This window comes from Uliginosibacterium sp. TH139 (genome assembly GCF_002855595.1).
Taxonomy (GTDB): Bacteria; Pseudomonadota; Gammaproteobacteria; order Burkholderiales; family Rhodocyclaceae; genus Uliginosibacterium; species Uliginosibacterium aquaticum.
In genome coordinates this window covers 411,391-436,430 of sequence record NZ_PKRR01000004.1, presented here as the reverse complement: position 1 = coordinate 436,430, position 25,040 = coordinate 411,391, and the positions used below count along the sequence as shown (strand labels likewise).

23 protein-coding genes and 1 riboswitch are annotated in these 25,040 nt (G+C 61.3%); of the genes, 8 read left to right on the top strand and 15 right to left on the bottom strand.

Annotated elements, in window-relative coordinates; all coding sequences use genetic code 11:
- Nucleotides 1–29: 29 nt before the first annotated feature.
- The 9 genes from infB to C0V76_RS11785 form a co-directional block, all read right to left on the bottom strand.
- Nucleotides 30–2,837, bottom strand: coding sequence for a translation initiation factor IF-2 (gene infB / locus C0V76_RS11830; RefSeq protein WP_101942603.1), 2,808 nt, complete (start codon nt 2,835–2,837; stop codon nt 30–32).
- Between the two features lie 18 nt (nt 2,838–2,855).
- Nucleotides 2,856–4,328 (bottom strand): transcription termination factor NusA, encoded by a 1,473-nt coding sequence (gene nusA / locus C0V76_RS11825; RefSeq protein ID WP_101942602.1) that lies wholly within the window; start codon nt 4,326–4,328, stop codon nt 2,856–2,858.
- Between the two features lie 27 nt (nt 4,329–4,355).
- On the bottom strand, nt 4,356–4,784 hold the full coding sequence (gene rimP, locus C0V76_RS11820) for a ribosome maturation factor RimP (RefSeq protein ID WP_101942601.1): 429 nt from the start codon (nt 4,782–4,784) through the stop codon (nt 4,356–4,358).
- Nucleotides 4,785–4,930: 146 nt separating this feature from the next.
- Complete coding sequence (gene rluB / locus C0V76_RS11815) at nt 4,931–6,160, bottom strand: 23S rRNA pseudouridine(2605) synthase RluB (RefSeq protein WP_371460164.1); 1,230 nt, start codon at nt 6,158–6,160, stop codon at nt 4,931–4,933.
- Entirely contained in the window at nt 6,138–6,860 is a 723-nt protein-coding gene (scpB, locus tag C0V76_RS11810) for an SMC-Scp complex subunit ScpB (protein ID WP_254048229.1), read from the bottom strand. Before scpB ends, rluB begins: the two co-directional genes overlap by 23 nt.
- Nucleotides 6,832–7,662, bottom strand: coding sequence for a ScpA family protein (locus C0V76_RS11805; protein ID WP_101942599.1), 831 nt, complete (start codon nt 7,660–7,662; stop codon nt 6,832–6,834). Before C0V76_RS11805 ends, scpB begins: the two co-directional genes overlap by 29 nt.
- A gap of 151 nt (nt 7,663–7,813) precedes the next feature.
- A complete protein-coding gene (locus C0V76_RS19660) occupies nt 7,814–8,470 on the bottom strand; it encodes a site-2 protease family protein (RefSeq protein ID WP_143707417.1) in 657 nt (218 codons plus the stop codon).
- A 12-nt stretch (nt 8,471–8,482) separates the two neighbouring features.
- Complete coding sequence (locus C0V76_RS11790; protein ID WP_101942596.1) at nt 8,483–9,106, bottom strand: L-threonylcarbamoyladenylate synthase; 624 nt, start codon at nt 9,104–9,106, stop codon at nt 8,483–8,485.
- A 38-nt stretch (nt 9,107–9,144) separates the two neighbouring features.
- Nucleotides 9,145–9,987 (bottom strand): 3',5'-nucleoside bisphosphate phosphatase, encoded by an 843-nt coding sequence (locus tag C0V76_RS11785; protein ID WP_101942595.1) that lies wholly within the window; start codon nt 9,985–9,987, stop codon nt 9,145–9,147.
- A gap of 59 nt (nt 9,988–10,046) precedes the next feature.
- On the opposite strand from C0V76_RS11785, the gene C0V76_RS11780 reads away from it, so the two are divergent.
- The 5 genes from C0V76_RS11780 to gcvP all read left to right on the top strand — a co-directional run bounded on the left by C0V76_RS11780 (nt 10,047) and on the right by gcvP (nt 15,971).
- Complete coding sequence (locus tag C0V76_RS11780; protein WP_143707416.1) at nt 10,047–10,877, top strand: CPBP family intramembrane glutamic endopeptidase; 831 nt, start codon at nt 10,047–10,049, stop codon at nt 10,875–10,877.
- 54 nt (nt 10,878–10,931) lie between these two features.
- Nucleotides 10,932–11,016: riboswitch (glycine riboswitch) on the top strand.
- A 275-nt stretch (nt 11,017–11,291) separates the two neighbouring features.
- Nucleotides 11,292–12,377 (top strand): glycine cleavage system aminomethyltransferase GcvT, encoded by a 1,086-nt coding sequence (gcvT, locus tag C0V76_RS11775; protein WP_101942788.1) that lies wholly within the window; start codon nt 11,292–11,294, stop codon nt 12,375–12,377.
- A gap of 47 nt (nt 12,378–12,424) precedes the next feature.
- On the top strand, nt 12,425–12,808 hold the full coding sequence (gene gcvH, locus C0V76_RS11770) for a glycine cleavage system protein GcvH (RefSeq protein WP_101942593.1): 384 nt from the start codon (nt 12,425–12,427) through the stop codon (nt 12,806–12,808).
- Between the two features lie 67 nt (nt 12,809–12,875).
- A complete protein-coding gene (locus tag C0V76_RS19930) occupies nt 12,876–13,058 on the top strand; it encodes a hypothetical protein (protein WP_101942592.1) in 183 nt (60 codons plus the stop codon).
- Between the two features lie 27 nt (nt 13,059–13,085).
- Nucleotides 13,086–15,971, top strand: a complete 2,886-nt coding sequence (gene gcvP, locus C0V76_RS11760) for an aminomethyl-transferring glycine dehydrogenase (protein ID WP_101942591.1) — start codon at nt 13,086–13,088, stop codon at nt 15,969–15,971.
- A 76-nt stretch (nt 15,972–16,047) separates the two neighbouring features.
- On the opposite strand, the gene C0V76_RS11755 is transcribed toward gcvP, so the two are convergent.
- On the bottom strand, nt 16,048–17,271 hold the full coding sequence (locus C0V76_RS11755; protein WP_101942590.1) for a citrate synthase family protein: 1,224 nt from the start codon (nt 17,269–17,271) through the stop codon (nt 16,048–16,050).
- A gap of 115 nt (nt 17,272–17,386) precedes the next feature.
- On the opposite strand from C0V76_RS11755, the gene C0V76_RS11750 reads away from it, so the two are divergent.
- Nucleotides 17,387–18,163 carry a class I SAM-dependent methyltransferase gene (locus tag C0V76_RS11750; protein ID WP_101942589.1) on the top strand — a complete coding sequence of 259 codons (777 nt, stop codon included), beginning with the start codon at nt 17,387–17,389 and terminating at the stop codon, nt 18,161–18,163.
- A 61-nt stretch (nt 18,164–18,224) separates the two neighbouring features.
- Here C0V76_RS11750 and C0V76_RS11745 read toward each other — a convergent pair whose 3' ends face one another.
- From C0V76_RS11745 to purB, 5 genes are all read right to left on the bottom strand, one after another.
- On the bottom strand, nt 18,225–18,971 hold the full coding sequence (locus tag C0V76_RS11745; RefSeq protein ID WP_101942588.1) for a PP2C family serine/threonine-protein phosphatase: 747 nt from the start codon (nt 18,969–18,971) through the stop codon (nt 18,225–18,227).
- A gap of 95 nt (nt 18,972–19,066) precedes the next feature.
- Nucleotides 19,067–19,930, bottom strand: coding sequence for an HDOD domain-containing protein (locus tag C0V76_RS11740; protein WP_101942587.1), 864 nt, complete (start codon nt 19,928–19,930; stop codon nt 19,067–19,069).
- 45 nt (nt 19,931–19,975) lie between these two features.
- Complete coding sequence (locus C0V76_RS11735; protein ID WP_101942586.1) at nt 19,976–20,362, bottom strand: MAPEG family protein; 387 nt, start codon at nt 20,360–20,362, stop codon at nt 19,976–19,978.
- Nucleotides 20,362–21,192: a glutamate racemase gene (gene murI, locus C0V76_RS11730; RefSeq protein WP_101942585.1), complete on the bottom strand. Its 831-nt coding sequence runs from the start codon at nt 21,190–21,192 to the stop codon at nt 20,362–20,364. Before murI ends, C0V76_RS11735 begins: the two co-directional genes overlap by 1 nt.
- A 10-nt stretch (nt 21,193–21,202) precedes the next feature.
- Nucleotides 21,203–22,576: an adenylosuccinate lyase gene (gene purB, locus C0V76_RS11725; protein ID WP_101942584.1), complete on the bottom strand. Its 1,374-nt coding sequence runs from the start codon at nt 22,574–22,576 to the stop codon at nt 21,203–21,205.
- 248 nt (nt 22,577–22,824) lie between these two features.
- On the opposite strand from purB, the gene C0V76_RS11720 reads away from it, so the two are divergent.
- The gene (locus C0V76_RS11720; protein WP_101942583.1) at nt 22,825–24,069 is read left to right on the top strand and encodes a nitronate monooxygenase; all 1,245 of its coding nucleotides are present in this window, start codon (nt 22,825–22,827) and stop codon (nt 24,067–24,069) included.
- Between the two features lie 107 nt (nt 24,070–24,176).
- Nucleotides 24,177–24,953 (top strand): SDR family NAD(P)-dependent oxidoreductase, encoded by a 777-nt coding sequence (locus tag C0V76_RS11715; protein ID WP_101942582.1) that lies wholly within the window; start codon nt 24,177–24,179, stop codon nt 24,951–24,953.
- Nucleotides 24,954–25,040: the final 87 nt, after the last annotated feature.

The following is a 25,040-nucleotide window of genomic DNA, read 5'->3' as shown; positions in this document are numbered from 1 at the left end:
GCTTGCGTTACAACCAGTCTTTCATCCGCTTAGAGGGTACGAGCGATTTCCTGGATTTCATACACTTCCAGCTGGTCGCCTTCCTTGATGTCATTGAAGTTCTTCAAGGAGAGGCCGCACTCGTAGTTCGACTTAACTTCCTTGACGTCGTCCTTGAAGCGCTTGAGCGACTCGAGTTCGCCATCGAAGTGCACCACGTTGTTACGCAGCAGGCGGACACGCGAATTGCGCTTGACCACACCATCCAGTACGTAACAACCCGCAATCGTACCGACCTTGGAAATAACAATAACCTGACGGATCTCGACCGTGCCGATGACTTGTTCGCGCTTTTCAGGCGCCAGCATGCCGGACAACGCTGCCTTCACCTCATCCACTGCATCGTAAATGATGTTGTAGTAGCGCAGATCGACGCCGAAAGTCTCGGCCAGCTTGCGCGAGTTGGCATCCGCACGGGTGTTGAAGCCGATGATGACCGCTTGCGAAGCTTGCGCCAGATTGACGTCGGACTCGGAAATACCGCCCACAGCTGCGTGAATGACGTTAACGCGCACTTCGTCGGTGGAGAGCTTCTGCAGCGACTGCACCAGCGCTTCCTGCGAACCCTGCACGTCAGCCTTCACGATCAGGTGCAGCGACTTGACTTCACCTTCCTTCATTTGATCCATCAGGGTTTCGAGCTTAGCGGCCTGCTGCTTGGCCAGCTTTACGTCACGATACTTGCCCTGACGGAACAAGGCGATTTCACGCGCCTTGCGCTCGTCAGACATGCCCATGACTTCGTCACCGGCCGACGGAACTTCGGACAGACCGAGAATCTCGACAGGAATAGACGGCCCGGCCGAATTGATCGGCTTACCGTTCTCATCCAGCATGGCACGCACCTTACCGAATGCAGCACCGGCCAGCACCACGTCACCACGACGCAGCGTGCCGCTTTGCACCAGCATGGTGGCCACCGGGCCACGCCCCTTATCCAGACGCGCTTCGATGATCAGGCCCTTGGCAGGCGCTTCGATCGGAGCGGTCAGCTCCAGCACTTCGGCTTGCAACAGGATGTTTTCCAGCAGCTCATCGATACCGACACCAGTTTTGGCCGATACCGGGCAGAACGGCGAATCGCCGCCGTACTCTTCCGGCACCACGCCTTCGGTGACCAGTTCCTGCTTGACGCGCTCGGGATTGGCTTCCGGCTTGTCGATCTTGTTCACCGCCACCACGATCGGCACACCGGCCGCTTTGGCGTGGTGAATGGCTTCCTTGGTTTGCGGCATCACGCCGTCATCCGCCGCCACCACCAGAATCACGATATCGGTTGCCTTGGCACCGCGGGCACGCATCGCAGTAAAAGCCTCGTGACCCGGAGTATCCAGGAAGCAAATCATGCCGCGCGGCGTTTCCACGTGGTAAGCGCCGATGTGCTGGGTAATACCGCCGGCTTCGCCTGCGGCCACCTTGGTACGACGGATGTAGTCAAGCAGCGAGGTCTTGCCGTGGTCGACGTGGCCCATGATGGTCACAACCGGAGCACGATGCTCGAGCTTCACATCCTTGGCTTCGTCACCTTCGATCAGGAAGGCTTCTGGATCATCGAGCTTGGCAGCCAGTGCCTGATGGCCCATTTCTTCCACGATGATCATCGCGGTTTCCTGGTCCAGCACTTGGTTAATGGTCACCATCTGACCCAGCATCATCATTTTCTTGATGACTTCCGTGGCCTTCACCGACATCTTGTGAGCCAGATCAGCCACCGAGATGGTTTCAGGCACGTGCACCTCACGCACCACCGGCTCGGTCGGCGCCTGGAAGCTGGTCGACTGATCCTGATGACGACCGCCGCCATGACGGCTACCGCCCTTCGGTCCGCCACGCCAACCAGCAGCGCCACCCGCTGTATCGCCACGGGTCTTCAGACCACCGCGCTTGTTACGCGAATCATCATCACGCGAGGGCGCAGCCTTGGCCGGTTGTGCCGGTTTTTTACTGGCATCAGCACCTGCGGGCTTGTTCGGCTTATGCAGGGTGTGCCCCGTTTCCTTGCGGGCAGTTTCTTTGGCTTTTGCAGCTGCTGCCGCAGCAACTGCTGCGGCAGCAGCGTCCGCTTCGGCTTTGACACGCGCTTCAGCAGCAGCCTTGCGGGCAATCGTTTCGGCTTCACGAGCACGCTTGTCAGCCGCCTGTCGCTCCAGCAGTTCGCGCTGGCGACGATCTTCACGCTGACGCGAGGTCTCCACAGCAGGCGCAGCAGGGTTCGCAACGGAGACTTGCGCGACAGGCTCGAGCGGAGACTCAGGCTCAGGAGTCTGCTCAGGCTCAGGAACCGGCTCGGGCTCCGGAGCAGCTTCGGGTTCTGGCTCAGGTTCCGGAGCGGGCTCAGGTTCCGGGGCGGGTTCAGGCTCGGGAACGGGCTCCGGGGCGGGAACAACGACCTCCGGAATCAGCTCGGCAACCGGAGCTTCAATGGCATCAGCCACAGACGTCAGCTCTTCAACTTCAGTCTCCAGCGATTCAGCCGCAGCCTCACCAGCGAGGTCAATGTCGTCACGCTTGACGAATGTGCGCTTCTTACGCACCTCAACCTGAATGGTGCGGGATTTGCCCGACGAGTCGGCCGCCTTGATTTCAGTGGTCTGCTTACGGGTCAGGGTAATCTTGGACTTTGGAGCCGTCTCGCCATGTGAACGGCGCAGATAATCCAGAAGTCGTGCCTTGTCCTGCTCGCTGACCGTATCGGTCGGGCCAGACTTTGCGACCCCCGCCTTCTCGAATTGCTCGAGAAGGGCCGGAGCCGGCATTTTCAGTTCGGTGGCAAACTCCGCCACACTCATTTGCGCCATCGTGTGCTTCTCCCCCGCTTACTCGAACCAGTGCGCACGCGCCTTGGTAATCAGATCCTTGGCACTGGCTTCATCGATACCGCCCAGCTCCACCAGTTCATCCACCGCCAGATCTGCGAGATCGTCGCGGCTCTTCACACCACCCTGGGCCAGCTTCGCAGCCAGAGACTTTTCCATGCCTTCGAGCGCCAGCAGATCCTCTGCCACACCCTCCAGCTGTTCTTCGTTCACGATTGCCTCGGTCAGCAGCACATTCCGTGCGCGCTGACGCAGCTCATTGACCGTTTCTTCGTCAAAGGCTTCGATTTCCAGCATTTCTGCGAGCGGCACATAGGCCACTTCTTCCAGAGAAGAGAAACCCTCCTCGATCAGAATGTCAGCAACCTCTTCATCCACATCCAGCTTTTCGCAGAACAGGCTGCGCAACTGACCTTGTTCAGCTTCGGACTTCTCTGCTGCCGCCTGCTGGGTCATCAGATTGATGTTCCAGCCAGTCAGTTCAGAAGCCAGCTTCACGTTCTGACCACCACGGCCAATCGCCATCGCCAGGTTGCTTTCATCCACCACCACTTCCATGGTGTGAGTTTCTTCATCCACCACGATGGAGCTGACTTCGGCAGGCGCCAATGCATTGATCACGAACTGGGCCGGTTCAGGCGACCACAGCACAATATCCACGTTTTCGCCACCCAGTTCGTTCCGAACAGCCGTCACGCGGGAACCACGCAAGCCCACACAGGTACCAATCGGGTCGATGCGCTGATCGTTGGACTTCACGGCAATCTTGGCTCGCAAGCCTGCATCGCGGGCCGCCGCCTTGATTTCAAGGAGACCATCTTCCATTTCCGGCACTTCGAGTTCGAAGAGCTTGGTAATGAAATCAGGCGCACTGCGCGACAGAATCAATTGCGGACCACGGGCGCCACGATCGATACGCAGCAGATAGGCACGCACTCGGTCACCGACACGCAGGTTCTCTTTCGGGATCTGCTGGTCACGCGGCAGCACGGCTTCAAGACGACCCACTTCAACGATCGCATTGCCGCGCTCCATGCGCTTGATACTACCGGTACACAGATGTTCGCCACGATCCAGAAAGTCATTCAGGATCTGCTCACGCTCAGCATCACGGATTTTCTGCAGAATGACCTGCTTTGCGGCCTGAGCACCGATACGGCCAAAATCGATCGGCTCCAGCGGTTCTTCAACGAACTCCCCGACTTCGATATCCGGAAATTGCTCACGGGCATCGATGATGCCCATCTGGGCTTCATCGTTCTCCACTTCCGCGTCAGGCAACACCACCCAGCGACGAAAAGATTCGTAATCACCGGATTCGCGGTCGATCGACACGCGCACGTCGGCTTCATCATGAATCCGCTTCTTGGTGGCAGAAGCCAGCGCCATTTCCAGCGCAGTAAAGACGATATCCTTGGCAACGTTCTTTTCACGCGCCAGTGCATCGACAAGCAGCAAAACCTCGCGGCTCATTGTTTCAATCCCCTGAAAGCGAATTCATCAAAATTTCGGAACCAGGCGCGCTTTTTCCACTTGGTCCAGCGGAAGAGCGAGCTCCCCTTTTTCGGTCTGCAGCAGCACGGCGCCATCGCGCATACCCGCCAGCACACCTGCAAAATTGCGTTGATTACCAATCGGAATACGAATCCGGATCTGCGCCTGCTGCCCTGCAAATCGTTCGAAATCAGCACTCTTCTTGATCGGGCGATCCAGCCCCGGCGAGGAAACTTCCAGCCGGTCGTAATTGACGTTCTCTACTTCGAACACGTGCTGCAACTGATGACTGACCGTTGCACAGTCATCCACCATGATGCCGCGTTCGATGTCGATAAAAATGCGCAGCAAACGCCCACCGGGCGACAGCTCGATATCGACAAGCTCGTAACCCATGCCAGCGAGCGTCTGTTCTACAAGGCTAAAAAGATCCATTCCGGCGCCACAAATAAAAAATGGGCGCAATGCCCATCACGATTACCCGGCCGAACGAGAAGCCCGACCCGAATCAACAAAACGCGTGGAGTTTAGCACGCGGACCGGCATCCGTAAATGCCGGTCTCGTAATAAGCCCTTACAGATCAAGCCTCGGGCGGAGCCGCCGGACGCGCACGCCGTGGCCCGCGCGAACGACGCGGCTTGCGGGCCGCGGGTGCAGCCCCATCTACCACGACGGCCGCCTGTTGAGGTGCCGCAGCCCCTTCGGGGCGAACCTGCCCTTGCCCCTCCGGACGTGGCTTGTTACGGCGCGGACGGCGTCTGGCAGATCCGGAGCGCTCTCCACCTTCCGCCAACTCAGGGCGCGGAGCGGCTTCCTTCACATGCGGACGGGTGCTGCGCGGGCCTTTGGATTTCTCTGCACGACGTTTTTCGTCCGGACGCTGCTGACGCTTCTCAACCGGCTGCCCGGTGAGTACAGCAACCTGTTCTGGCTGCATCTCTTCGTACATGCCACGCTTGAGACGACTCGGCAGCTCCACCTTGCCATAACGCACACGCATCAGACGGCTCACAGTGAGGCCGATGGCTTCAAACATGCGGCGCACTTCGCGGTTACGGCCTTCAGACAGCGTTACGCGATACCAGTGATTCGAACCTTCGCCCCCTTCATCACGCAGGGTAGCGAACTTGGCAGGACCATCTTCAAGCACGATGCCGTCGGTAAGTTGCTTGATCTGCTCTTCAGTCAGCTCTCCCAGGAGGCGCACAGCGTATTCGCGTTCGATCTCGTAGCGAGGGTGCATCATGCGATTGGCCAACTCGCCGCTATCGGTAAAGAGCAGCAGACCAGAGGTATTGAAGTCCAGGCGGCCAATGGCAATCCAGCGTCCCTTGTTGATCGTCGGCAAGCGATCAAATACGCTCGGGCGGCCTTCCGGATCATCCTTGGAAACAATCTCGCCTTCCGGCTTGTGGTAGACCAACACACGCGGGCCACGCTTTTTCTGCTCAGCTGCAAAGCGCAGACTGACCAGCTTGCCATTAACCTTCACGCGATCAGTTGGGCCTATTTTCTGCCCCAAAAACGAAGGCTCGCCATTCACGCTGACTCGGCCAGCCACGACCCATTCTTCAATTTCGCGACGGGAACCGTAGCCCGCTTCCGCCAGCACTTTCTGGATGCGCTCGCCGGGCAGCATGACAACTTTACTAGCCCCCCCTGAACCGCCACGCCCCCAGCGACCGCCGCCGGGCACGCCCAGGTCGAGATCACGGGTTTGCTCGAGGCGCCCCATGAAAGCGAGCTGACCATCGTGCTCGCCCTCGATGAAGTCAGGCGAATCGAAGTCAATCTCCGGCGCTGCTTGCATTGGCTGGGCCGGACGGCGCAGCGGGCTGTTCTTCTTCTGATTGGGCGAGCGCGGACGACGCGGCTTCTGCGGTATCGACAAGATCGAGTACTCCTTCAAGCTCGGCCAGAGGAGGCAGCTCCGTCAGGCTGCGCAAGCCGAGATCATCCAAAAATTGTTTGGTGGTCGCATACAGGGCCGGGCGGCCCGGTGTGTCGCGATGGCCGATCGTATCGATCCAGCCACGGGTTTCCAGCGACTTTATGATCTGGCTGGAAACGGCCACGCCGCGAATATCTTCAATGTCGCCGCGCGTGACGGGCTGACGATACACGATGATCGCCAAGGTTTCCAGCACCGCGCGCGAATAGCGCGGCGCACGGGTCTCTTTCATCCTCTCCAGCCAGGGCTGAAATTCGGCCCGGGTCTGGAACCGCCAACCACTGGCCAGACGTACCAACTCCACCGATTTTCCATGCCAATCGACCTGCAGATCGGCCAGCAGGCGCAGCAAAACCGGCGTCCCCAGATCCGGCTCAAACACCCGCCGCAGCACGGCAAGCGGCAAGGGATCCTGCGCAGACAACAAGGCCGCCTCAAGCACCTGCTTGGCAAAACGGACGTCAATCCCCGTCGCCAGCAGCTCGGCGACTGAGGCCGTCGCAACAACCTCTGCGTCGGCCATCTCCTGCTCAGGCGGCGTCAGCAGCGCCGGATTCATTGAGTCGGACATAAATCGCCTCCATCGGCGCATTCTGAGTGACGTGTACCAAGCGCTCCTTCACCAGCTCAAGCACTGCCAGAAAGCCTACAACCACACTCGCCACGCCATGTGTGCATTCAAAAAGCGCTTCGAAAGGCACGTCCCCAGCCTCCCGAAGACGACGCAAAATAGATGTCATGTATTCGCGCACCGAGAGTTCGTCGCGAGAAATCTGGTGGTGACGACTCAGGCGTGCGCGCTGAAGCAGAGCCAGCCAAGCCGTCTGCAGATCCGCCAGGCTGACGTCAGGCAGGCGTTCGACCGTCTTCTCTGCCACATGCACCGCAACCCATTCGAAGTCACGCTCGGCGCGTGGCTGCCTGTTGATCAACTGGGCACCAAGCTTGATCCGCTCGTACTCCATCAGGCGTCGCACCAGCTCTGCACGCGGATCCTCCTCGCTATCGTCGGTTTTTTCGCGCGGAGGTTTGGGCAAGAGCATGCGCGACTTGATATCGAGCAGGGTTGCAGCCATCAGCAGATAGTCTGCCGCCAGCTCGAGATTCGTGGAACGCATGGCATCCACGTAGGCCAGATATTGCTCGGTCAGCGGCGCCATCGGGATATCGAGCACATTTACGTTGGCACGGCGAATCAGGTAGAGCAAAAGATCCAACGGGCCTTCGAAAGTTTCCAGGAAGACTTCCAGCGCATCCGGTGGGATGTAGAGATCCTTCGGCATCTCGCGTAGCGGCTCGCCATGAATGCGGGCGAGCACCAGCTCCCCTTGCACCGGCTCCTGTTGCGCCAGTTCGCTCATCACGCGCCACCGAGGCTCAGCCGGCCAGCCATACAGCAGGACTCCCGCCCGCGCCCATCCATCGCAAACACGCCTTCTGCTCGACTCAAGCACTCCGGCAGCAACGCCTTCACAAGCCCATGCAAGCCCATGGCTTTAACAGTTACCACGCTTACAGCCCGGTAAAGAACATCAGGAAGGACAGAATCGGCTGCGCAACGTAGCGCAGCACGTAATCGAGGATGCCGAAATACAGCAGGCCGATCAGGATGAAAAAACCATAGGGCTCCAATCGTGACCAAGCCAATGCCTGGCGCAGCGGCAGCAAGCTCACCACAATGCGCCCACCATCGAGCGGTGGCACGGGCACCAGATTGATCAGCATGAGCCCCACATTGACCAACATGCCACGCTGAGCCAGATCAAACCAGAAAGAGTCCGGCGAGCCCTGCATGCGGACCAGAAAACCCACCAGCAAGGCCCAGACGATGGCCTGTACGAAATTGGAAGCCGGCCCCGCCGCTGCCACCCACAGCATATCCGCCTTGGGTTTGCGCAAACGCCCGAAATCAACCGGCACCGGCTTGGCCCAGCCAAATGGCGGAAAGCTCGCACCCGTGATGGCGTTCATCAGTACGATGCCACCCGGCACAAGCAAGGTTCCTACTGGATCAATATGCTTGAGGGGGTTCAGCGTGATCCGCCCCATCATGTGCGCAGTCGGATCACCGAACATCCGGGCAACATAGCCGTGCGCAGCTTCGTGCAGGGTAATGGCGAGTACCACAGGGATCGCCCAGACAGCGACGTTATAAATGAAGTCGTTCATGGCAAGCCTATTTTATAGACCCAACGGCGCCAGCGCCCCTTTGCCTGCACGAAGCAACTCGGGCTCCTCGCCACTCAGGTCGACCACGGTGGTGGTTTCCAGTCCGCAGGGGCCCGACTCGATCACCAGATCCAGCTGACGCTCCAGGCGCGAACGGATCTCGTCGGCATCCGTCGGCGGCAACTCCTCATCAGGCAGTAGCAGCGTGGAGGAAAGCAGCGGCTCGCCAAGTTCAGCGAGCAAGGCGCTGAGCACAAGGTGATCAGGCACACGCAGACCGATGGTCTTGCGCTTGGGATGCAGTACCCGCCGTGGCAGCTCCTTGGTGCCTTCGAGAATGAAGGTGTAGGCTCCCGGCGTGGTGGCCTTGAGCAGTCGGTACTGGGCGTTATCAACACGTGCAAAAGTCGCGATTTCAGACAGATCACGGCACATCAAGGTGAAGTGGTGGCGCTCATCCACTCCCCTGATGCGCCGGATACGATCCAGCACCGCCGCATCGCCAACGTGCCCCACCAGCGAATAAGCGCAATCGGTCGGCACCGCAATCAAACCGCCCTTGCGCAGGATTTCAGCCGCCTGACGGATCAGGCGCGGCTGGGGATGTTCGGGGTGAATTTCAAAAAACTGGGCCATGGCTGAGCGATCGGCGCGGCGTAAAGGAAGGCGGCACCTTACACCAAACGCTCCCATACCGGCGTCAGATCCGGTGGCAGCGGTTCAGCACGGCCGATGTCGATCGCACTCTCACCGGGGCCATGAAAATCCGAGGCCCGCGAGGCGAGAAAGCCGAAACGCCGCGCCACGCGGGCGGCCGCCAGCGCTTCCGGGCCACACTGTACGCCGGACACAACCTCGATGGCCTCGCCTCCCAGGTCCTTGAAACGACTGTAGAGCTGCTCCATACCCGCCTTGCTGACCCGTGTACGCCCAGGATGAGCGATCACCGCAATGCCGCCGGCCGCATGAATCCAGCCCAGTGCAGCCTCGAGACTCGCCCACTCATGCTCAACAAAGCCAGGCTTGCCACGCACCAGATAGTGATCGAATACCTTCGCCACATCGCGGGCAATGCCGATCTCGACCAGATAGCGTGCAAAGTGGGCACGCGAGATCAGCGCCGGGTTGCCCACATACTTCAGGGCTCCGTCATAGACGCCACGGATACCGATTTTCGCCAGCCCATCGCTCATCTGGCGAGCTCGCAAATCTCGCCCGCTGCGCGCCTGAGCCAGGCCCTCGACGAGCTCAGCAGAGGCCACATCCACACCCAAGCCGACGATATGCACCGACTGATCCAGCCAGGACACCGAAATCTCCACCCCGTTCACGAACCCCAGACCCAGCGCTGCAGCTTCATCACGCGCCTCGGCGAGCCCACCCAGTTCATCGTGATCGGTGAGCGCCAGCAGGGTGACACCATTGGCATGAGCACGGCGCACCACCTCACGGGGTGCAAGCAAACCGTCGGAAACGGTGGAGTGGCAGTGCAGATCGGCATTGATGATGGTATTCATACGCCGAGTGTAGCAGCCGGAACTTGACCTGTTGGCACGCGGCCGGCACCCTGCCCCGCATGCTGACGCCTCCCTTTCCCTCGCTGGCTGCCTTTGGCCTGCTCTTCGCAGCCTTGCTGCTGGCGTTGCACCCAAGCAGCGGGCGGGCCAGTCAGTTTGCCGGGGCCTTCTCGCTACTCTGCGCCCTGATCGGAGACATTCTTTCAGCTCAGGCCCTGCCTGCCCTGCTCCCCGTCCTGCTGCTGATCTTGGCGCGCCCTCAGCTCCCTTCCCGCCTTCAACCCTGGTTACCGAGCCTGATCGCGATGTGGGCGCTTGCCACCAGCCTGCATCTGCTACCAGGCTTTTCGTCTTTGATCTGGCAGGAGGACTTTGGCCGAGGTGGCAATGGCTTGCTGCGCTGGCATTACGACAAGGGACTGGCCGCCCTGATCCTGTTGTGGGCACTTCAACCCGTCCCGCCAGTACGCATCCAGCTTCGGCACTGGGCACTACTCGCCGGCTGTCTCGCTTTCCCGGCTCTAGCCTGGCTGCTTGGTCTGGCGCGACCAGATCCTCGCTGGCTGCCTGGCGCCAGCCTGTGGCTACTGGGCAATCTGTTCCTCACCGTCTATGCCGAAGAAGCTTTCTTCCGCGGCTGGCTGCAAGGCAGCCTGCAAACCTTGCTTGCGCCCCAAAGCTACACCTTTGCACTGGCGCTGGCTTGTAGCAGCCTGGTGTTCGGGCTGGTCCATCTGCCCTGGGGGCTGCCCTTTGCGGCACTCAGCGCGCTGGCGGGCCTTTTTTATGGCTGGATGGCCGGCCCACAACGCAATCTGGCCTTGAGTATCGCTGCCCACTTTCTGACCAATGCCGGCATCCTGCTGCTGATGAAGAGCCCCTTCGGATAGACGCTCCATACTGCTGCGCACAGCTTGAGTTGCCCCGGGCGAACAGGTACAGTCGCGACTCGTTCGGGAGAGAGTCCGCTTGGACCGCCGAAGGCGCAACCCCCCGGGAACGCTCAGGCAAAAGGACCGAACGAAGATCAAAAATCTGGAGAGCGATGCCTCACAGGCATCCACCGAAGGGGCACGCGTCGTATCGACCGGGTGCTTCAGAAGGTGAGCAAGCAAGTCGGCAACAAGGCGGTCCGCGCAGACAGTACGCAAGTACGGCGAGTGGGCGAGCGCAGTAGCCGGTTCGTACAGCCACCTTATGAAGTTCTCAGGCGCAATCTCTCAGGTACCAAGGACAGATGGGGGCTGAAGCACGTCGTGCACTCAGCCCTTTTCATTTGCCCGCAGTTCGGTACCGAGAAAAACATGGCCAAACAGACCCCGCTCTACCCCGTGCATGCAGCCGCCAGCGCCAAGATCGTCGATTTCGCAGGCTGGGACATGCCGATCCACTATGGCTCCCAACTCGAAGAACACAAGACCGTGCGCGCAGATGCCGGCATGTTCGACGTCTCCCACATGCTACCGATCGATGTCTGCGGCGCGGGTGCGCAAGCCTTCCTCTCGATCCTGCTCGCCAACAATGTGGCCAAGCTCACCGAAGAGGGGCGCGCGCTCTACTCCTGCATGCTGCAGGAGGATGGAGGCGTCATCGACGATCTGATCGTCTATTTCTTTGCTCAGGACGATTACCGCATCGTCGTGAATGCCGGCACCGCCGACAAGGACGTCGCCTGGATGCGCAAAGTCGCCAGCAAACTGCCCGGCGGTGGCAACGTCACAATCAGCCCGCGCCGTGATCTGGCCATCATCGCGGTACAAGGCCCGAACGCCCAGGCCAAGGTGTGGGCCGCCCTGCCCGACACCGAAGCCACAGCGTCCTCGCTCAAGTACTTCCAGGCCGCCCGCATGGATGAGCTGATGATCTGCTTCACTGGCTACACAGGCGAAGCGGGTTACGAACTGATCTTCCCGGCCGGACGCGCCATCGAAATCTGGAATGCCCTCGCCGCCCAGGGCGTGGCCCCGATTGGTCTGGGCGCACGCGACACACTGCGGCTTGAAGCCGGCATGAATCTGTATGGTCAGGACATGGACGAGTCCGTCGGCCCACTCGAGTCGGGCCTGGCCTGGACAGTCGACTTTTCAGGCGAGCGCGCCTTCATCGGTCGCGCCGCACTCGAAGCCAAAGCGCCGGCCCGCCAACTCGTCGGCCTGTTGCTTGAAGATCGCGGTGTATTGCGTGGCCACATGCCAGTATTCACGGCGCACGGCGAGGGCGAGACTACCAGCGGCAGCTTTGCCCCAAGCATGAATGCGTCAATCGCCTTCGCCCGCGTACCGGCAGGTGTGGAGGTGGGCGACAAGGTCGAAGTCGACATCCGCGGCAAGCGCCTTGCCGCCCGCGTAGTGAAGCTGCCCTTCGTGCGCCGCGGTAAGGTACTGGTCTGAAGCCTATTTCGAACACCCCTCATTTCAATTTCATCAAGGAGCAAGACATGAGCATCCCCGCCAACCTGCGCTACGCCGAATCCCATGAATGGATCCGCAAGGAACCGGACAATACCCTGACCATCGGCATCACCGATCACGCTCAGGGCGCGCTCGGCGACATCGTGTTTCTCGAACTGCCGGAAGCCGGCCGCGTGGTGAAGGCCGGCGAGGAAGTCGCCGTGGTCGAGTCCGTCAAGGCCGCCTCCGACATCTACGCGCCGGTCGCCGGGGAAATCATCGAGGCCAACACCGCCGCTGTCGACGCCCCCGAGTCGATCAACACCGATCCCTACGGCGCCTGGCTGTTCAAGATCAAACCGGCCAATCTGGACGACATCGATGCTCTGCTCGATGCCGCCGGCTACGCCAAAATCGTCGACGCCGCCTGATCTTTCCCCCCAACCAGCAGGCCGTTCCTGGCGAGTCCCCTCACCCTGAACGGTCTGACTTGCATACATGCAAAAGCCGCCCCGCGATCCGATCAAGGAAGTACTCATGTACGCCATCGTGGCGGCAGGCATGTGCCTCGCCATGCTCGTGCTCACGCGCGGGAAGTGGCTTACCGCGCTGCTGATAGCCGTCTGGATCGGCTTCGTGCTGCTGCGCTTCAAGCGCAGCGCCAGTAACAAAAAGAACTGACCTCCCCGCCCCACCGGAAAGAAGCTCATGTCCCACCCCACATCCTCCCTCTCCGCCCTCGAAGCCCGCGCTGCCTTCATCGCCCGCCATCTCGGCCCCAATTCCGCCGAGCAGGCGCAGATGCTCGCCGCCCTCGGCGCGGCCTCGCTGGATGAGCTGATTGCCCAGACCGTGCCGGCGGACATCCGCCTGCCAGCCCCGCTGCCAATCGCTGGCCCCGCACCGGAGCAGGAAGCGCTGGCCGAGCTGAAGGCGATTGCCGGCAAGAATGCGCTTAAGTCCTCGCTGATCGGCACGGGCTACTACGGCACCCACACCCCGGCGGTGATCCTGCGCAACGTGATGGAGAACCCGGGCTGGTACACCGCCTACACGCCTTACCAGGCCGAAATCGCTCAAGGCCGCCTGGAAGCACTGCTGAACTGGCAGCAGATGGTGTGCGATCTCACCGGCATGGAGTTGGCCAACGCCTCGCTGCTGGACGAAGCCACCGCCGCCGCCGAAGCGATGACGATGGCGCGCCGCATGTCGAAATCGAAGTCGAATGTCTTCTTCGTCGACGCCGCCTGCTTCCCGCAGACCATCGATGTGGTGAAGACCCGCGCCGGGTATTTCGGTTATGAACTCGTGATAGCGCCGGCTGCACAGGCGGCCGATCAGGATGCCTTCGGCGCCTTGCTGCAGTACCCGAACGTGAGCGGAGAGATCGCCGACTACAGCGCACTGATCGCCGCCGCCAAGGCGCGCGGTGCAGCTGTGGCCGTGGCCACCGACCTGATGGCGCTGGTACTGCTGAAGAGCCCGGGCGAAATGGGCGCAGACATCGCCTTCGGTTCCGGCCAGCGTTTCGGCGTGCCGATGGGCTTTGGTGGCCCGCACGCCGCCTTCTTCGCCACCCATGAATCGAATGCCCGCAGCATGGCCGGGCGGATCATCGGCGTCTCGAAGGATGCGCGCGGCAAGACGGCGCTGCGCATGGCGCTGCAGACCCGCGAACAGCACATCCGCCGCGAGAAGGCCAACTCCAACATCTGTACCTCGCAGGTGCTGCTCGCCAACATGGCCGGCATGTACGCGGTGTATCACGGCCCCGAAGGCCTGCGCACCATCGCCCGGCGCATCCACCGCCTGGCCAAGCTCTTCGCCGCAGGACTGTCGGACGCCGGCTTTGCGCTGCGCGCCCACAATTTCTTCGACAGCTTCGACATCGACACCGGCGAAGCGACCGCCACCATCCTGCAAGCCGCGCTGGACGCGGGTTACAACCTGCGCCGCGTTTCCGCCACGGTGCTCGGCGTGAGCTTCGATGAAACCCACACCCGCGCCGATCTCGCTGCGCTGTTCGGCGCCTTCGGTGTACAGGCCGATATCGAGGCATTGGATCAGGCCGTGGCCGGCGCCCGTCTGCCTGCCGAACTCTTGCGCAGCGACGCGATCCTTGCGCATCCGGTGTTCAACACCCACCACACCGAGCACGAGATGCTGCGCTATCTGAAAAAGCTGCAGAACAAGGATCTGGCGCTCGACCACTCGATGATCTCGCTGGGCTCCTGCACCATGAAGCTCAACGCCACCAGCGAAATGATCCCGGTGACCTGGCCCGAATTCGGCGCCATGCATCCCTTCGTGCCGCGTGATCAGGCAGTCGGCTATCTGGAAATGATCCAGGGGCTGGAAGACTATCTGCGTGCCGTCACCGGCTTCCCGGCGATCTGCATGCAGCCCAACTCCGGCGCTCAGGGCGAATACGCCGGCCTCGTGGCGATCCGCCGCTACCACGCCGCACGCGGTGATGCGCAGCGCAACATCTGCCTGATTCCGAAGTCTGCCCACGGCACCAACCCGGCCACCGCGCAGATGTGCGGGCTGGAAGTCGTCGTGGTCGCCTGCGACGACAATGGCAACGTGGACGTAGCCGACCTGAAGGCCAAGATCGCCGCGCATGGCGACAAGATCGCCGCCCTGATGATCACCTACCCCTCGACTCACGGCGTATTCGAAGAAGCGGTGCGCGAGATCTGCGCGCTGACCCATGCCGCCGGCGGTCAGGTCTACATGGACGGCGCCAACATGAACGCCCAGGTGGGCCTCACCTCGCCCGGCTTCATCGGCGCGGATGTCTGCCACCTCAACCTGCACAAGACCTTCTGCATCCCGCACGGCGGCGGCGGCCCCGGCATGGGCCCGATCGGTCTGGCCGCGCATCTCGCGCCCTTCATGGCGGACCACGCCGTTGCTGCTACCGGCAATGAAGGCCGCGCGCACGCCGGTCAGGGCGCCGTGTCGGCCGCGCCTTTCGGCTCGGCCAGCATCCTGCCGATCTCGTGGATGTACATCCGCATGATGGGCGGCAGCGGCCTCAAGCAGGCGACCGAAGTCGCGATCCTGAATGCCAACTACGTGGCCAATCAGCTCAAGAACGACTACCCGGTGCTCTACATGGGCAGCCAGGGGCGCGTCGCCCACGAATGCATTCTGGATATTCGCCCGATCAAGGCCGCGACCGGCATCACCGAAGTGGACATCGCCAAGCGCCTGATGGACTACGGCTTCCACGCCCCAACCATGAGTTTCCCGGTGGCCGGCACGATCATGGTGGAGCCAACCGAGTCGGAAGACCTCGGCGAGCTGGATCGCTTCATCGCCGCGATGCGAGCAATCCGCAATGAAATACGCCGCATCGAAGCGGGCGAACTGCCGGCAGACGACAATCCGCTGAAGAACGCACCGCATACCCAGCTGGATGTGATCAGCAACGAGTGGGCTCACCCCTACTCACGCGACGAAGCCGTCTTCCCGCTGCCGTATGTGCGGGAGAACAAGTTCTGGCCGAGCGTGAATCGTATCGACGATGTGTATGGTGACCGCAACCTCTTCTGCGCCTGCGTGCCGATGGACGCTTACGCAAGCTGAGCCACTCATCGCTGTTAGACAAAACGGCCACGCACTGCGTGGCCGTTTTATTGTCGGGACCGACGCCGTAGCACGCTCAATCGGCGTCGCGCCCCATCCGCACGATACGCCCTGCGGGACGCCCCTCAGAAGCGACGGGAATCGGCTCGCCAACATAATGCGCGCGCGGCCGAATCAGCTTGTGCTGCGCCCGCTGTTCCAGCGCGTGCGCCAGCCAGCCCACCGTGCGCCCCAGCGCGAACAGGATGCTGGCGCTATGGCGCGGCAAACCAAGGCTGCGCCGCAAGACGACCAGCGCAAAATCGAGATTGGGGTACTCGCCGAACTGCTTTTCGACCTGCTCGCAGAGCCGCATCAGCATTGGTTCTACAGGCAGTGCCGCGAGGATGCAACGCGCACGCGGATCGCCGAACGGATACAGACGATGACCAAAACCCGGTACGGATTTTTGCTCTGCCAGCGCTTGCCGCAACTCGGCAATAGTCGTCGCTGAACTCAATGTATCCAGCCAGCCCTCCACGCGCTCGCTGGCCATGCCGTGGCGAGGACCGGACAAGGCAGCCAGCCCACCAAGCAAGGCAGCATGCATTTGCGCACCGGTCGAAGCCACACAGCGTGCCGTGAAACTGGAGGCATTCAGCTCATGGTCAGCACACAGCACCAGAGCCTGGCGGACAAGCTGTGCGCCGTCGGCGTCCAGCCCCCAAACCTGCGCGCACTGCTGGTGGATCGGCCCGGCCGACAAGGCGCAGCCAAGCAAGGCTGCGGCCATCGCCCGCAGCAGGAACACGCAACGCGCGTATTGCGCCGCAGAATCGGCATTCACAGGCAAGCTTGACACTTGCAGGGCGAGAGCCGGGAAAACCGCCAGCGCACGTTCCAATGGCGCCAGCGATGCCGGGACCACGGGATTTGCGGCGGCGGGCACTGCCATCGGCCCAACGAAGACGCTGGCCTCGCATTGCCACAGCAGCGCGGCCACCTCTTCTAGCGAAGCCGTCGCTGCAAGCTGGATGGCATTCTGGCCGCGATACCAAAGCTGCCCCTCGGCAATCAGGGTGAGCGCGGAGGCCAGCACCGGCAACCCAAAATCCAGCGTTGCACCGGCCGCCGCGCGCGGCTTGCGGGTCTGCACGGCATGGCGCAGCAGGCGCTCGACTTCGTCGCGGCGATAACGCTTGCCGCGCCCGTCGGAGGCTACCTGAGCCCGCAACAGCCCCCGGCTGACGTAGCTGTAGAGCGTCTGGCGCGACACGCCAAGCAAGGCAGCGGCAGTCGTGGAATCGATGAGCTGGGTCATGCCGCATCATGGCATGCAGCCCGCATGCCGAACAGCTTGATTGAGCCAGTCAAGATTGACGCAGCTTTCCCGCGCGCCTTGAAATGCCTGCTCCCTCATCTCGCAGGAGCAAGACATGAACAGCGTGAATTTCGGGCTGACCGCCCAGGACTATCGCCGCCACCGGGCAGGCTTTCCCGATTCGCTCTTCACCCGCCTCACCGTCTACGGCGTCGGCATCAACGGGCAGCGCGTGCTGGATATCGGAACCGGCACCGGCAGCCTCGGGCGCGGTTTTGCCCGGCGTGGCTGCTTGGTGACAGGTCTCGATCCATCGGCCGAACTCATCGCCCAGGCACGCGAGCTGGATGCGGAGGCTGGTGTCAGTACGGATTACGTACTTGCGCGCATCGAAGACAGCACCCTGCCCGCCGCCAGCTTCGACCTCATCAGCGCCGGGCAATGCTGGCACTGGTTCGACCGCCCGCGTGCTGCCGCGATGTGCGCGCACCTGCTGCGTCCCGGCGGCCTAATGCTGTGCACGCATTTCGACTGGCTGCCCTGGCCCGGCACGGTGGTTGAGGCCACTGAAAAGCTGATCCTTGAACACAACCCGGACTGGCGCGGCCACAGCGGCCACGGCGTTCATTACAAGGAATTAGCCGACCTCACGGGCGCCGGCTTTCACGCCCTGCAATCCTTTACCTACGACGAGGACGTCCTCTACTCGCATGCAGGCTGGCGCGGGCGCATCCGGGCCAGCGCGGGCGTGGCAGCCAGCCTGTCACCCGAGGCAGTGCATCGCTTCGATACCGCGCACGCAGCCATGCTGACGACACGCTCTCCGGCAGAGCCGCTGCGCATCCCGCATCGGGTATTTGCCCTGATCGGCAGGATGCCCCTGTCGAGCTGACTTCGGAGCGAATGTCCGCTACAGGTGATTGAGGTACAAAGTTCTCGCCAGCCCGAAACAATCAGATCGGCACGATCTTCACGATGGCCAGCGAGATGTTGTCCCCCACGCCCTCACCGCGACTGCGTGCGGCATTGATCAGCACACGTGCTGCCGAACGGGCGTCCAGCTCGTTGAGCGTCTTGCCCAGTTCGTCATCACCGATCAGCCCCCACAAGCCATCGGAACACAGCACAAAGCAGTCGCCAGGTTCCAGAACAGGTGCGCCGCCATAGTCAATGCGCGGCTCTTTCTCCGCGCCCAGGCAAGAAAGCAGCAGGTTGCGCTGCGGATGATGCAGCGCCATCTCTTCCGTGATGCGATTGGTCCGAATCAACTCACCCACCAGCGAGTGATCAGGCGTATGCACCACCAGCTTGCCACGCCGGAAGTGATACAGACGCGAATCACCACAGTGCGCCCAGTCTGCATGACCAGGGCGCAACACCATCACCACCGCCGTACTGTGCGGATCCGCCTCACTGGTGAAACGCGTGAGCTTGATCACCACATGCGCTTCTTCAATCACGCTGCGCAGGAATTCGGCAGTGCTTTCACTGCCTGGCTGATAGCTGGAGAAGTTCTGCTTGGCCTTGAGGATCACCTGCTGAGCAGCGATCGCGCCCCCTGTATGCCCCCCCATGCCATCCGCCAGCACAGCCAGCAGGCAATCCGAACGCGTTGGGTGCGGCAGGATTGCCACGCGGTCCTGCTGGTCGGTTCGGTCGCCAATATGCATGGCGGCGCAGGTATCTATGGCAAAAGGCATGCGTTCAGTCAGTCTGTTAGATTTTGTAGCGTGCCTGATTCTAATGAAAGCCCTGCAACAATGCGCCGCCTGCTTGGCATTGCGCAGGAAATAATTCACTCCAGACCGTGATAGAGGTCCAGAACTTCATCACAAAACAACTGCAGATCATCGGAATGCAGGCCTAGATCTTCAAGCACCAGACTGTGGCATTCCACCCACTCGGGATTGCTCAATCCTTGCTCTGCCAGATAAAGCTGAATAGCCAATTGCAACACGGCGGCCATTGAGCGTGAGGCACTGGCATTCAAACGCTGCAAATCGTGATGATTGCGAATAGCCTGGGCAACAAAATCAGGCAGGCGCCAGTGGCGAGCCAGGAGATAACCGATCGAGCAGTGATCAACTTGGAAGTGGCGGTCCTCTTCGCGCACATCGGCCCATTTCTGCGCCCGGCCGTCCACACCCGTAGCATTGCAATAGCCAGGAAAGCGCTGCATCAAGACCGGCACACCACAATCATGAAAGATGCCGGCCATATAGGCCTGCTCCGGGAAAATATTGCACACCGCGACCCGCTCATGGGCAATTACGGAGGCAAGCTGGGCGATCTCACCAGAGCGCACCCAGAACTGATTCATGACGTTAACATTGCCCGGCAATGCGGTAGTCAGGCCGTAACACTGCACTAACTGGGCTGCCTGGCGGATCCCCACCAGCGCCAGAATCTGCTCGACCGATTGAGGTGCCCGCCGCCGCGCAAATGCCGCCGAGCGAGTGATCTTGTAGAGCATGGCGGTCAGGCCGGCATCGGCTGAGATCGTCTCGGCCATTTCGCGCAAATCAAGCTGGTTGGCCTGCAGCATTGCAAGCACTTCTTGCACGATTTTCGGCTGGGGTGGAATGCGGATGCCGGACGAGACCAGCCTCGCCACTTCTTCATCGACTTCGGCCAGCGTCTGGAGGTTTTCCGGGCTCATCCCGGGATTAACGGCAGCGGGAAGCGAAGCTGAAGGCGGCTGCCTTCAGATCGCGGCCATCATCAAACGCATGCAGATGAATAGGCCGGCCATCCAGCACAGTGAGCGCGCCGCAGCCAGATCCAGCAGATAGCACACCGAATAGGCACAGCGGGCAAACACAAAAGCGCTGGCCCATAGACCCACCATGCGTACATCCAGCCCCGCCTGCAAGGCCATCAGAACTGCGGCAGCAAACACAGGAAAAGCTTCCCAACTGTTCTGCTGCGCCCAGTTGGCGCGCTGCGGCCACCCAGACAGCTGCGAAAGCGAAGCACGTGGCGCAGCATTATCGTAGGACACGCCAAGCTTCCGGCCGCCCGCCTTGGCTGCGCCGGCCAGCAGGATAGGCAGCAAGGCCGCAATCAGGATGCACAGATAGGCCACATTCATCACGCTTCCTCACTCTTTTCTGAAAGACACGCCGACTCGGGCAGAGACTGAGCCTCGCCGGCGCCCGGCCAGAGCTGTTCAAGCACTGGCGAAACTTGCCCGGCCACACCACTGCACCAGAAACGCGCGTGCCCTGCAATTTGCCTATCAACCAGCAAACTCTCTGCAGCGAGTTTGCGCTGTAGCTGACGGGCCACCGCCGCGCCGGTGTCGATCACCCGTACATCCCCCCCCACCTGGGCTTCAACTTGCTCACGCAGGAACACATAATGAGTACAACCCAGCACGATCACGTCTGCCCCCCCTGCCAGTAAAGGTTCCAGATGCGATGCCAGCAGCCGGAGCAAAGCGGGAGAGCTCTGTTCACCACGCTCCACCGCTTCGACTAGGCCCGTACCGGAACGCGTCAATACACGCACGTCCTTCCCGAACTGATCAAGCAGCGCCGCAAAACGCGCACTTTCCAGCGTTCCGGTGGTCGCAAGCACGCCGACCACGCCATTTTTGGTCGCAGCGGTAGCAGGCTTCACGGCCGGCTCCATGCCGATCACCGGCACATCCGGCCAGCGCTCGCGGATCGCCTGCGCGGCCGCGGCGGTAGCGGTGTTGCAGGCAATCACCAGCGCCTTGGCGCCCTGCTCCAAAAGAAAGCCGCACAACTCCAGGGAGCGTGCGGCAATCAGGTGTTGCGGCTTTTCACCATACGGTGCGTGGCCGGAATCAGCGCAATAGAGCAGATCCTCGTTCGGCAGCAGCGCACGGATTTCGCGCAGGACGGACAAACCGCCCAGGCCGGAATCAAATACACCGATGGGACGAGGATCGCTCATGCAGTCAGCGTCAGATCTTTTTCGCGAGTTCTGCAGCAGCGCCGATGTAGCTGGCCGGGGTCATCGCCAGCAGGCGAGCCTTGTCGGCCGCCGGGATGTCCAGCGTGGCAACGAACTCCTGCAGGGCTTCCTTGCTGATGCCGGCACCACGGGTCATTTTCTTGAGCTGATCGTAGGGGTTATCAAAGCCGTAGCGACGCATCACGGTCTGGATCGGCTCGGCCAGCACTTCCCAGGCATTGTCGATATCGGCAGACAGCGCGGACGGATTGGCTTCGAGCTTGTTCAGGCCACGCAGGCAGGAATCCAGACCGAGCAGGCTGTGACCGATGGCCACACCCATGTTGCGCAGCACGGTGGAGTCGGTCAGGTCGCGCTGCATGCGCGAGATCGGCAGCTTTTCGGAAAAATGCTTCAGCACGGCATTCGACACCCCGAAGTTGCCTTCAGCATTTTCAAAGTCGATCGGATTGACCTTGTGCGGCATGGTCGAGGAACCGACTTCGCCGTCCTTGAGCTTCTGCTTGAAGAAGCCGAGCGAGATGTACATCCAGATGTCGCGGCAGGCATCGATCAGCATGGTGTTGGCGCGGGCGATGGCGTCGAACAGCTCGGCCATCGAGTCATGCGGCTCGATCTGGATCGTGTAGGGGTTGAACACCAGACCCAGCGATTCGATGAAGGCCTGGTTGTGCGCGGCCCAATCGATTTCCGGATAGGCGGACAGGTGGGCGTTGTAGTTACCGACCGCGCCGTTGAACTTGGCGGTCATCTCCACCGCTGCGATGGCCTTGCGAGCGCGACGCAGGCGATAGGCGATGTTGGCCATTTCCTTGCCCAGCGTGGTCGGGCTGGCCGGCTGACCGTGGGTGCGCGAAAGCATCGGCAGATCAGCAAGCAGATGGGCCAGCTCAACGAAGCGCGCGACCACCTTGTCGAATTGCGGCAGGAAGGCTGCGTCGCGCGACTCCTTGAGCATCAGCGCGTGCGAGGTATTGTTGATGTCTTCCGAGGTACAGGCGAAGTGGATGAACTCAGCGGCCTTGCTGACCTCGGCGTTGTTCGCAAAGCGGTCGCGCAGCCAGTACTCCATGGCCTTCACGTCGTGATTGGTGCGCGCTTCGATGGTCTTGATCGCGTCGCCATCGGCTTCCGAGAAACCGGCAGCCACAGCATCCAGCTCAGCCAGCGTGGCGGCGGAAAAGGCCGGCACTTCCGGCACGCGGGCGTCCGCAGCCAAAGCCTTGAGCCATTCGATCTCGACGCGAACCCGGTTGCGGATCAGGCCGTACTCCGAAAAATGCGGACGTAGCGGATCGAGCTTGGCGGCATAGCGGCCATCGAGCGGAGACAGGGCAAGCAGGGTATTAAGCTGGGAAGACATGGCAAATCCGATTTCATAAGAATGGGGCGTGAGGCGCGGATTATAGCTGCGCGGAACCGGATCCCTGCATTTCCCCGCGCCGCACAAGCAGCCCGAGCGCACAAGATTCAGGACAGCCGGAGCGTAGACCCGGTACAATCGCGCGGTTTTGAACCCCGGCGGGCTTTTCCTGTCGACAGCAAGACCCTACAGAGAAAAGCGCTCCTGCAAGCGCGCCCGCAGTACTGCGGTTCCACCAGGAAACAGCAATGAAGAAACTTGACGACTTTCGCCTCACTTTCGGCAATCGCGAACTGGTGCCGATCATGATCGGTGGTATGGGCGTGGATATCTCGACCTCCGCCTTGGCGCTAGAGGCGGCTCGTCTGGGCGGCATTGGCCATATCTCGGATGCCATGATCAAAGTCGTGTCCGACAGCAAATTCAACACCACCTTCGTTAAGGAAAAGCTTCAGCGCTACAAATTCAACGTCGCGAACATGGACAAGTCTGTCGTCCAGTTCCGCCTTGGTGAGCTGGCTGAAGCCACCAAGCTACATGTGGGCAAGACCATGGAAGCGGTGCGTGGCGCCGGCATGGTCTTCATCAACTGCATGGAAAAACTGACCATGAACGCGCCAAAGGAAACTCTGGCTGTGCGTCTGCGTTCGGCGCTGGATGCCGGTATCGATGGCATCACACTCGCCGCGGGCCTGCATCTGAACAGCTTCTCGCTGATCGAAGATCACCCGCGCTTCCGCGACGCCAAGCTTGGCATCATCGTGTCCTCGGCCCGTGCGCTGCAGCTCTTCATCCGCAAAAACATGCGTACCAACCGACTGCCGGACTACGTGGTCGTCGAAGGCCCGCTGGCCGGCGGTCACCTCGGCTTCGGGATGGACTGGGCCAAGTACGAACTTTCCAGCATCGTGGAGGAAGTCATGGCCTGGCTGAAGAACGAAAAACTGGACATCCCGGTCATCCCGGCCGGTGGCATCTTCACCGGCTCGGATGCCGTGCGCTACATGGAAATGGGCGCGGCCGGGGTGCAGGTTGCCACCCGCTTCACCGTGACTCAAGAATGCGGCTTGCCGGCCAAGGTTCAGCAGGAATACTTCAAGGCTAGCGAAGAAGACATCGAGGTCAATGAGCAATCGCCGACGGGTTACCCGATGCGCATGCTAAAGAGCAGCCCCGCCATCGGCGCAGGCATTCGTCCGAACTGCGAAGCCTACGGCTACCTGCTCGACGCCAAGGGAGGCTGCGCCTATATCGAGGCCTACAACAAGACCGTCGAGGCCAATCCGGGCATGAAGAAGCTGTCAGTCAAAGAGAAGACCTGCCTGTGCACCCACATGCGCAACTTCGACTGCTGGACCTGCGGCCACTACACCTATCGCCTCAAGGACACCACGACAAAGAATGAGGACGGCAGCTATCGCCAACTCACTGCCGAGCATGTGTTCAAGGACTACCAGTTCAGCACCAACAACCAAATCGCCTTGCCCGCCTGAGCAGCCAGCGCATTGCACATAAGCCGCCCGGCGCAAGCCCGGCGGCTTTTTTATCGCGCGCTCACAGGCTATCCTTGCGACCTCCCTTTTCGTAGCAGGCACACGACATGTTCCAGGATCTTGCAGGCAAGCGCGTCCTCATCACCGGCTCCAGCATGGGTATCGGCCTCGGTGCTGCCCGGGCCTTCGCCCGCTGTGGCGCAAAAGTAGGCATCAACGCCCGCCACACACCTGCAGGGCTGGATTCACTGCTCGAAGAAATGCGCGGCCAAGGCGGTGAAGCTGAGTTCTTCTGCGCAGACCTTTCCGACAGCAGCGCCTGCAAGAAGCTCGTGAACGACTTCATCAGCCGTTTCGGCGGCATCGATGTGCTGATCAACAATGCCGGCGGTCTGGTGGGACGCAAGTCGCTGGCAGACATCGATGACGACTTCTACAAGGCCGTCGGAGATCTCAACATGCGCTCGGCACTCGTCTGCACTCAGGCGGCCCTGCCTCACCTGAAAGCCTCGGCAGCAGCACGGGGCGAAACGGCGGCAGTCATCAGCGTCGGCTCGATCGCAGGTCACACCGGCGGCGGCCCCGGTGCCTCGCTGTACGGCGCAGCCAAGGCCTGGCTGCACAACATCCACAAGAACTGGGTCGATTACCACACGGCGGACGGCATCCGCTTCAATATCATTTCACCAGGCGTGTTCGATACGGCTTTCCATGCCGACAAGAGCGAGGAAGTCCGCCAGCGCATCAGCGCCGGCATCCCGATGGGGCGCTTCGGTCAGCCGGAAGACATTGCCCCGGCCTTCCTGTTCTTCGCCTCTCATGCCTGTTCGGGCTACATCACCGGGCAGATCCTCGACGTGAATGGCGGGCAATTCATGCCCTGAGCCTTGGCCAACCCGACAACCCCGCAGAACGCAAACGCCCCTCCTGCGGTAAACAAGCCTGCTACACCGCAAGCAGATGGCTGGGTG

What these genes read in the sequence shown, in the direction of transcription:
- C0V76_RS11720 (WP_101942583.1), top strand. Translation starts at nt 22,825, where the DNA reads ATGAAGAAACTTGACGACTTTCGCCTCACTTTCGGCAATCGCGAACTG.
- C0V76_RS11805 (WP_101942599.1), bottom strand. Translation starts at nt 7,662, where the DNA reads ATGAGCGAACTGGCGCAACAGGAGCCGGTGCAAGGGGAGCTGGTGCTC.
- C0V76_RS11755 (WP_101942590.1), bottom strand. Translation starts at nt 17,271, where the DNA reads ATGACCCAGCTCATCGATTCCACGACTGCCGCTGCCTTGCTTGGCGTG.
- nusA (WP_101942602.1), bottom strand. Translation starts at nt 4,328, where the DNA reads ATGAGCCGCGAGGTTTTGCTGCTTGTCGATGCACTGGCGCGTGAAAAG.
- scpB (WP_254048229.1), bottom strand. Translation starts at nt 6,860, where the DNA reads ATGAATCCGGCGCTGCTGACGCCGCCTGAGCAGGAGATGGCCGACGCA.
- murI (WP_101942585.1), bottom strand. Translation starts at nt 21,192, where the DNA reads ATGAGCGATCCTCGTCCCATCGGTGTATTTGATTCCGGCCTGGGCGGT.
- C0V76_RS11790 (WP_101942596.1), bottom strand. Translation starts at nt 9,106, where the DNA reads ATGGCCCAGTTTTTTGAAATTCACCCCGAACATCCCCAGCCGCGCCTG.
- gcvH (WP_101942593.1), top strand. Translation starts at nt 12,425, where the DNA reads ATGAGCATCCCCGCCAACCTGCGCTACGCCGAATCCCATGAATGGATC.
- purB (WP_101942584.1), bottom strand. Translation starts at nt 22,576, where the DNA reads ATGTCTTCCCAGCTTAATACCCTGCTTGCCCTGTCTCCGCTCGATGGC.
- gcvP (WP_101942591.1), top strand. Translation starts at nt 13,086, where the DNA reads ATGTCCCACCCCACATCCTCCCTCTCCGCCCTCGAAGCCCGCGCTGCC.
- rimP (WP_101942601.1), bottom strand. Translation starts at nt 4,784, where the DNA reads ATGGATCTTTTTAGCCTTGTAGAACAGACGCTCGCTGGCATGGGTTAC.
- C0V76_RS11745 (WP_101942588.1), bottom strand. Translation starts at nt 18,971, where the DNA reads ATGCCTTTTGCCATAGATACCTGCGCCGCCATGCATATTGGCGACCGA.
- C0V76_RS11780 (WP_143707416.1), top strand. Translation starts at nt 10,047, where the DNA reads ATGCTGACGCCTCCCTTTCCCTCGCTGGCTGCCTTTGGCCTGCTCTTC.
- C0V76_RS11735 (WP_101942586.1), bottom strand. Translation starts at nt 20,362, where the DNA reads ATGAATGTGGCCTATCTGTGCATCCTGATTGCGGCCTTGCTGCCTATC.
- C0V76_RS19660 (WP_143707417.1), bottom strand. Translation starts at nt 8,470, where the DNA reads ATGAACGACTTCATTTATAACGTCGCTGTCTGGGCGATCCCTGTGGTA.
- gcvT (WP_101942788.1), top strand. Translation starts at nt 11,292, where the DNA reads ATGGCCAAACAGACCCCGCTCTACCCCGTGCATGCAGCCGCCAGCGCC.
- C0V76_RS19930 (WP_101942592.1), top strand. Translation starts at nt 12,876, where the DNA reads ATGCAAAAGCCGCCCCGCGATCCGATCAAGGAAGTACTCATGTACGCC.
- rluB (WP_371460164.1), bottom strand. Translation starts at nt 6,160, where the DNA reads ATGCAAGCAGCGCCGGAGATTGACTTCGATTCGCCTGACTTCATCGAG.
- C0V76_RS11740 (WP_101942587.1), bottom strand. Translation starts at nt 19,930, where the DNA reads ATGAGCCCGGAAAACCTCCAGACGCTGGCCGAAGTCGATGAAGAAGTG.
- infB (WP_101942603.1), bottom strand. Translation starts at nt 2,837, where the DNA reads ATGGCGCAAATGAGTGTGGCGGAGTTTGCCACCGAACTGAAAATGCCG.
- C0V76_RS11785 (WP_101942595.1), bottom strand. Translation starts at nt 9,987, where the DNA reads ATGAATACCATCATCAATGCCGATCTGCACTGCCACTCCACCGTTTCC.
- C0V76_RS11715 (WP_101942582.1), top strand. Translation starts at nt 24,177, where the DNA reads ATGTTCCAGGATCTTGCAGGCAAGCGCGTCCTCATCACCGGCTCCAGC.
- C0V76_RS11750 (WP_101942589.1), top strand. Translation starts at nt 17,387, where the DNA reads ATGAACAGCGTGAATTTCGGGCTGACCGCCCAGGACTATCGCCGCCAC.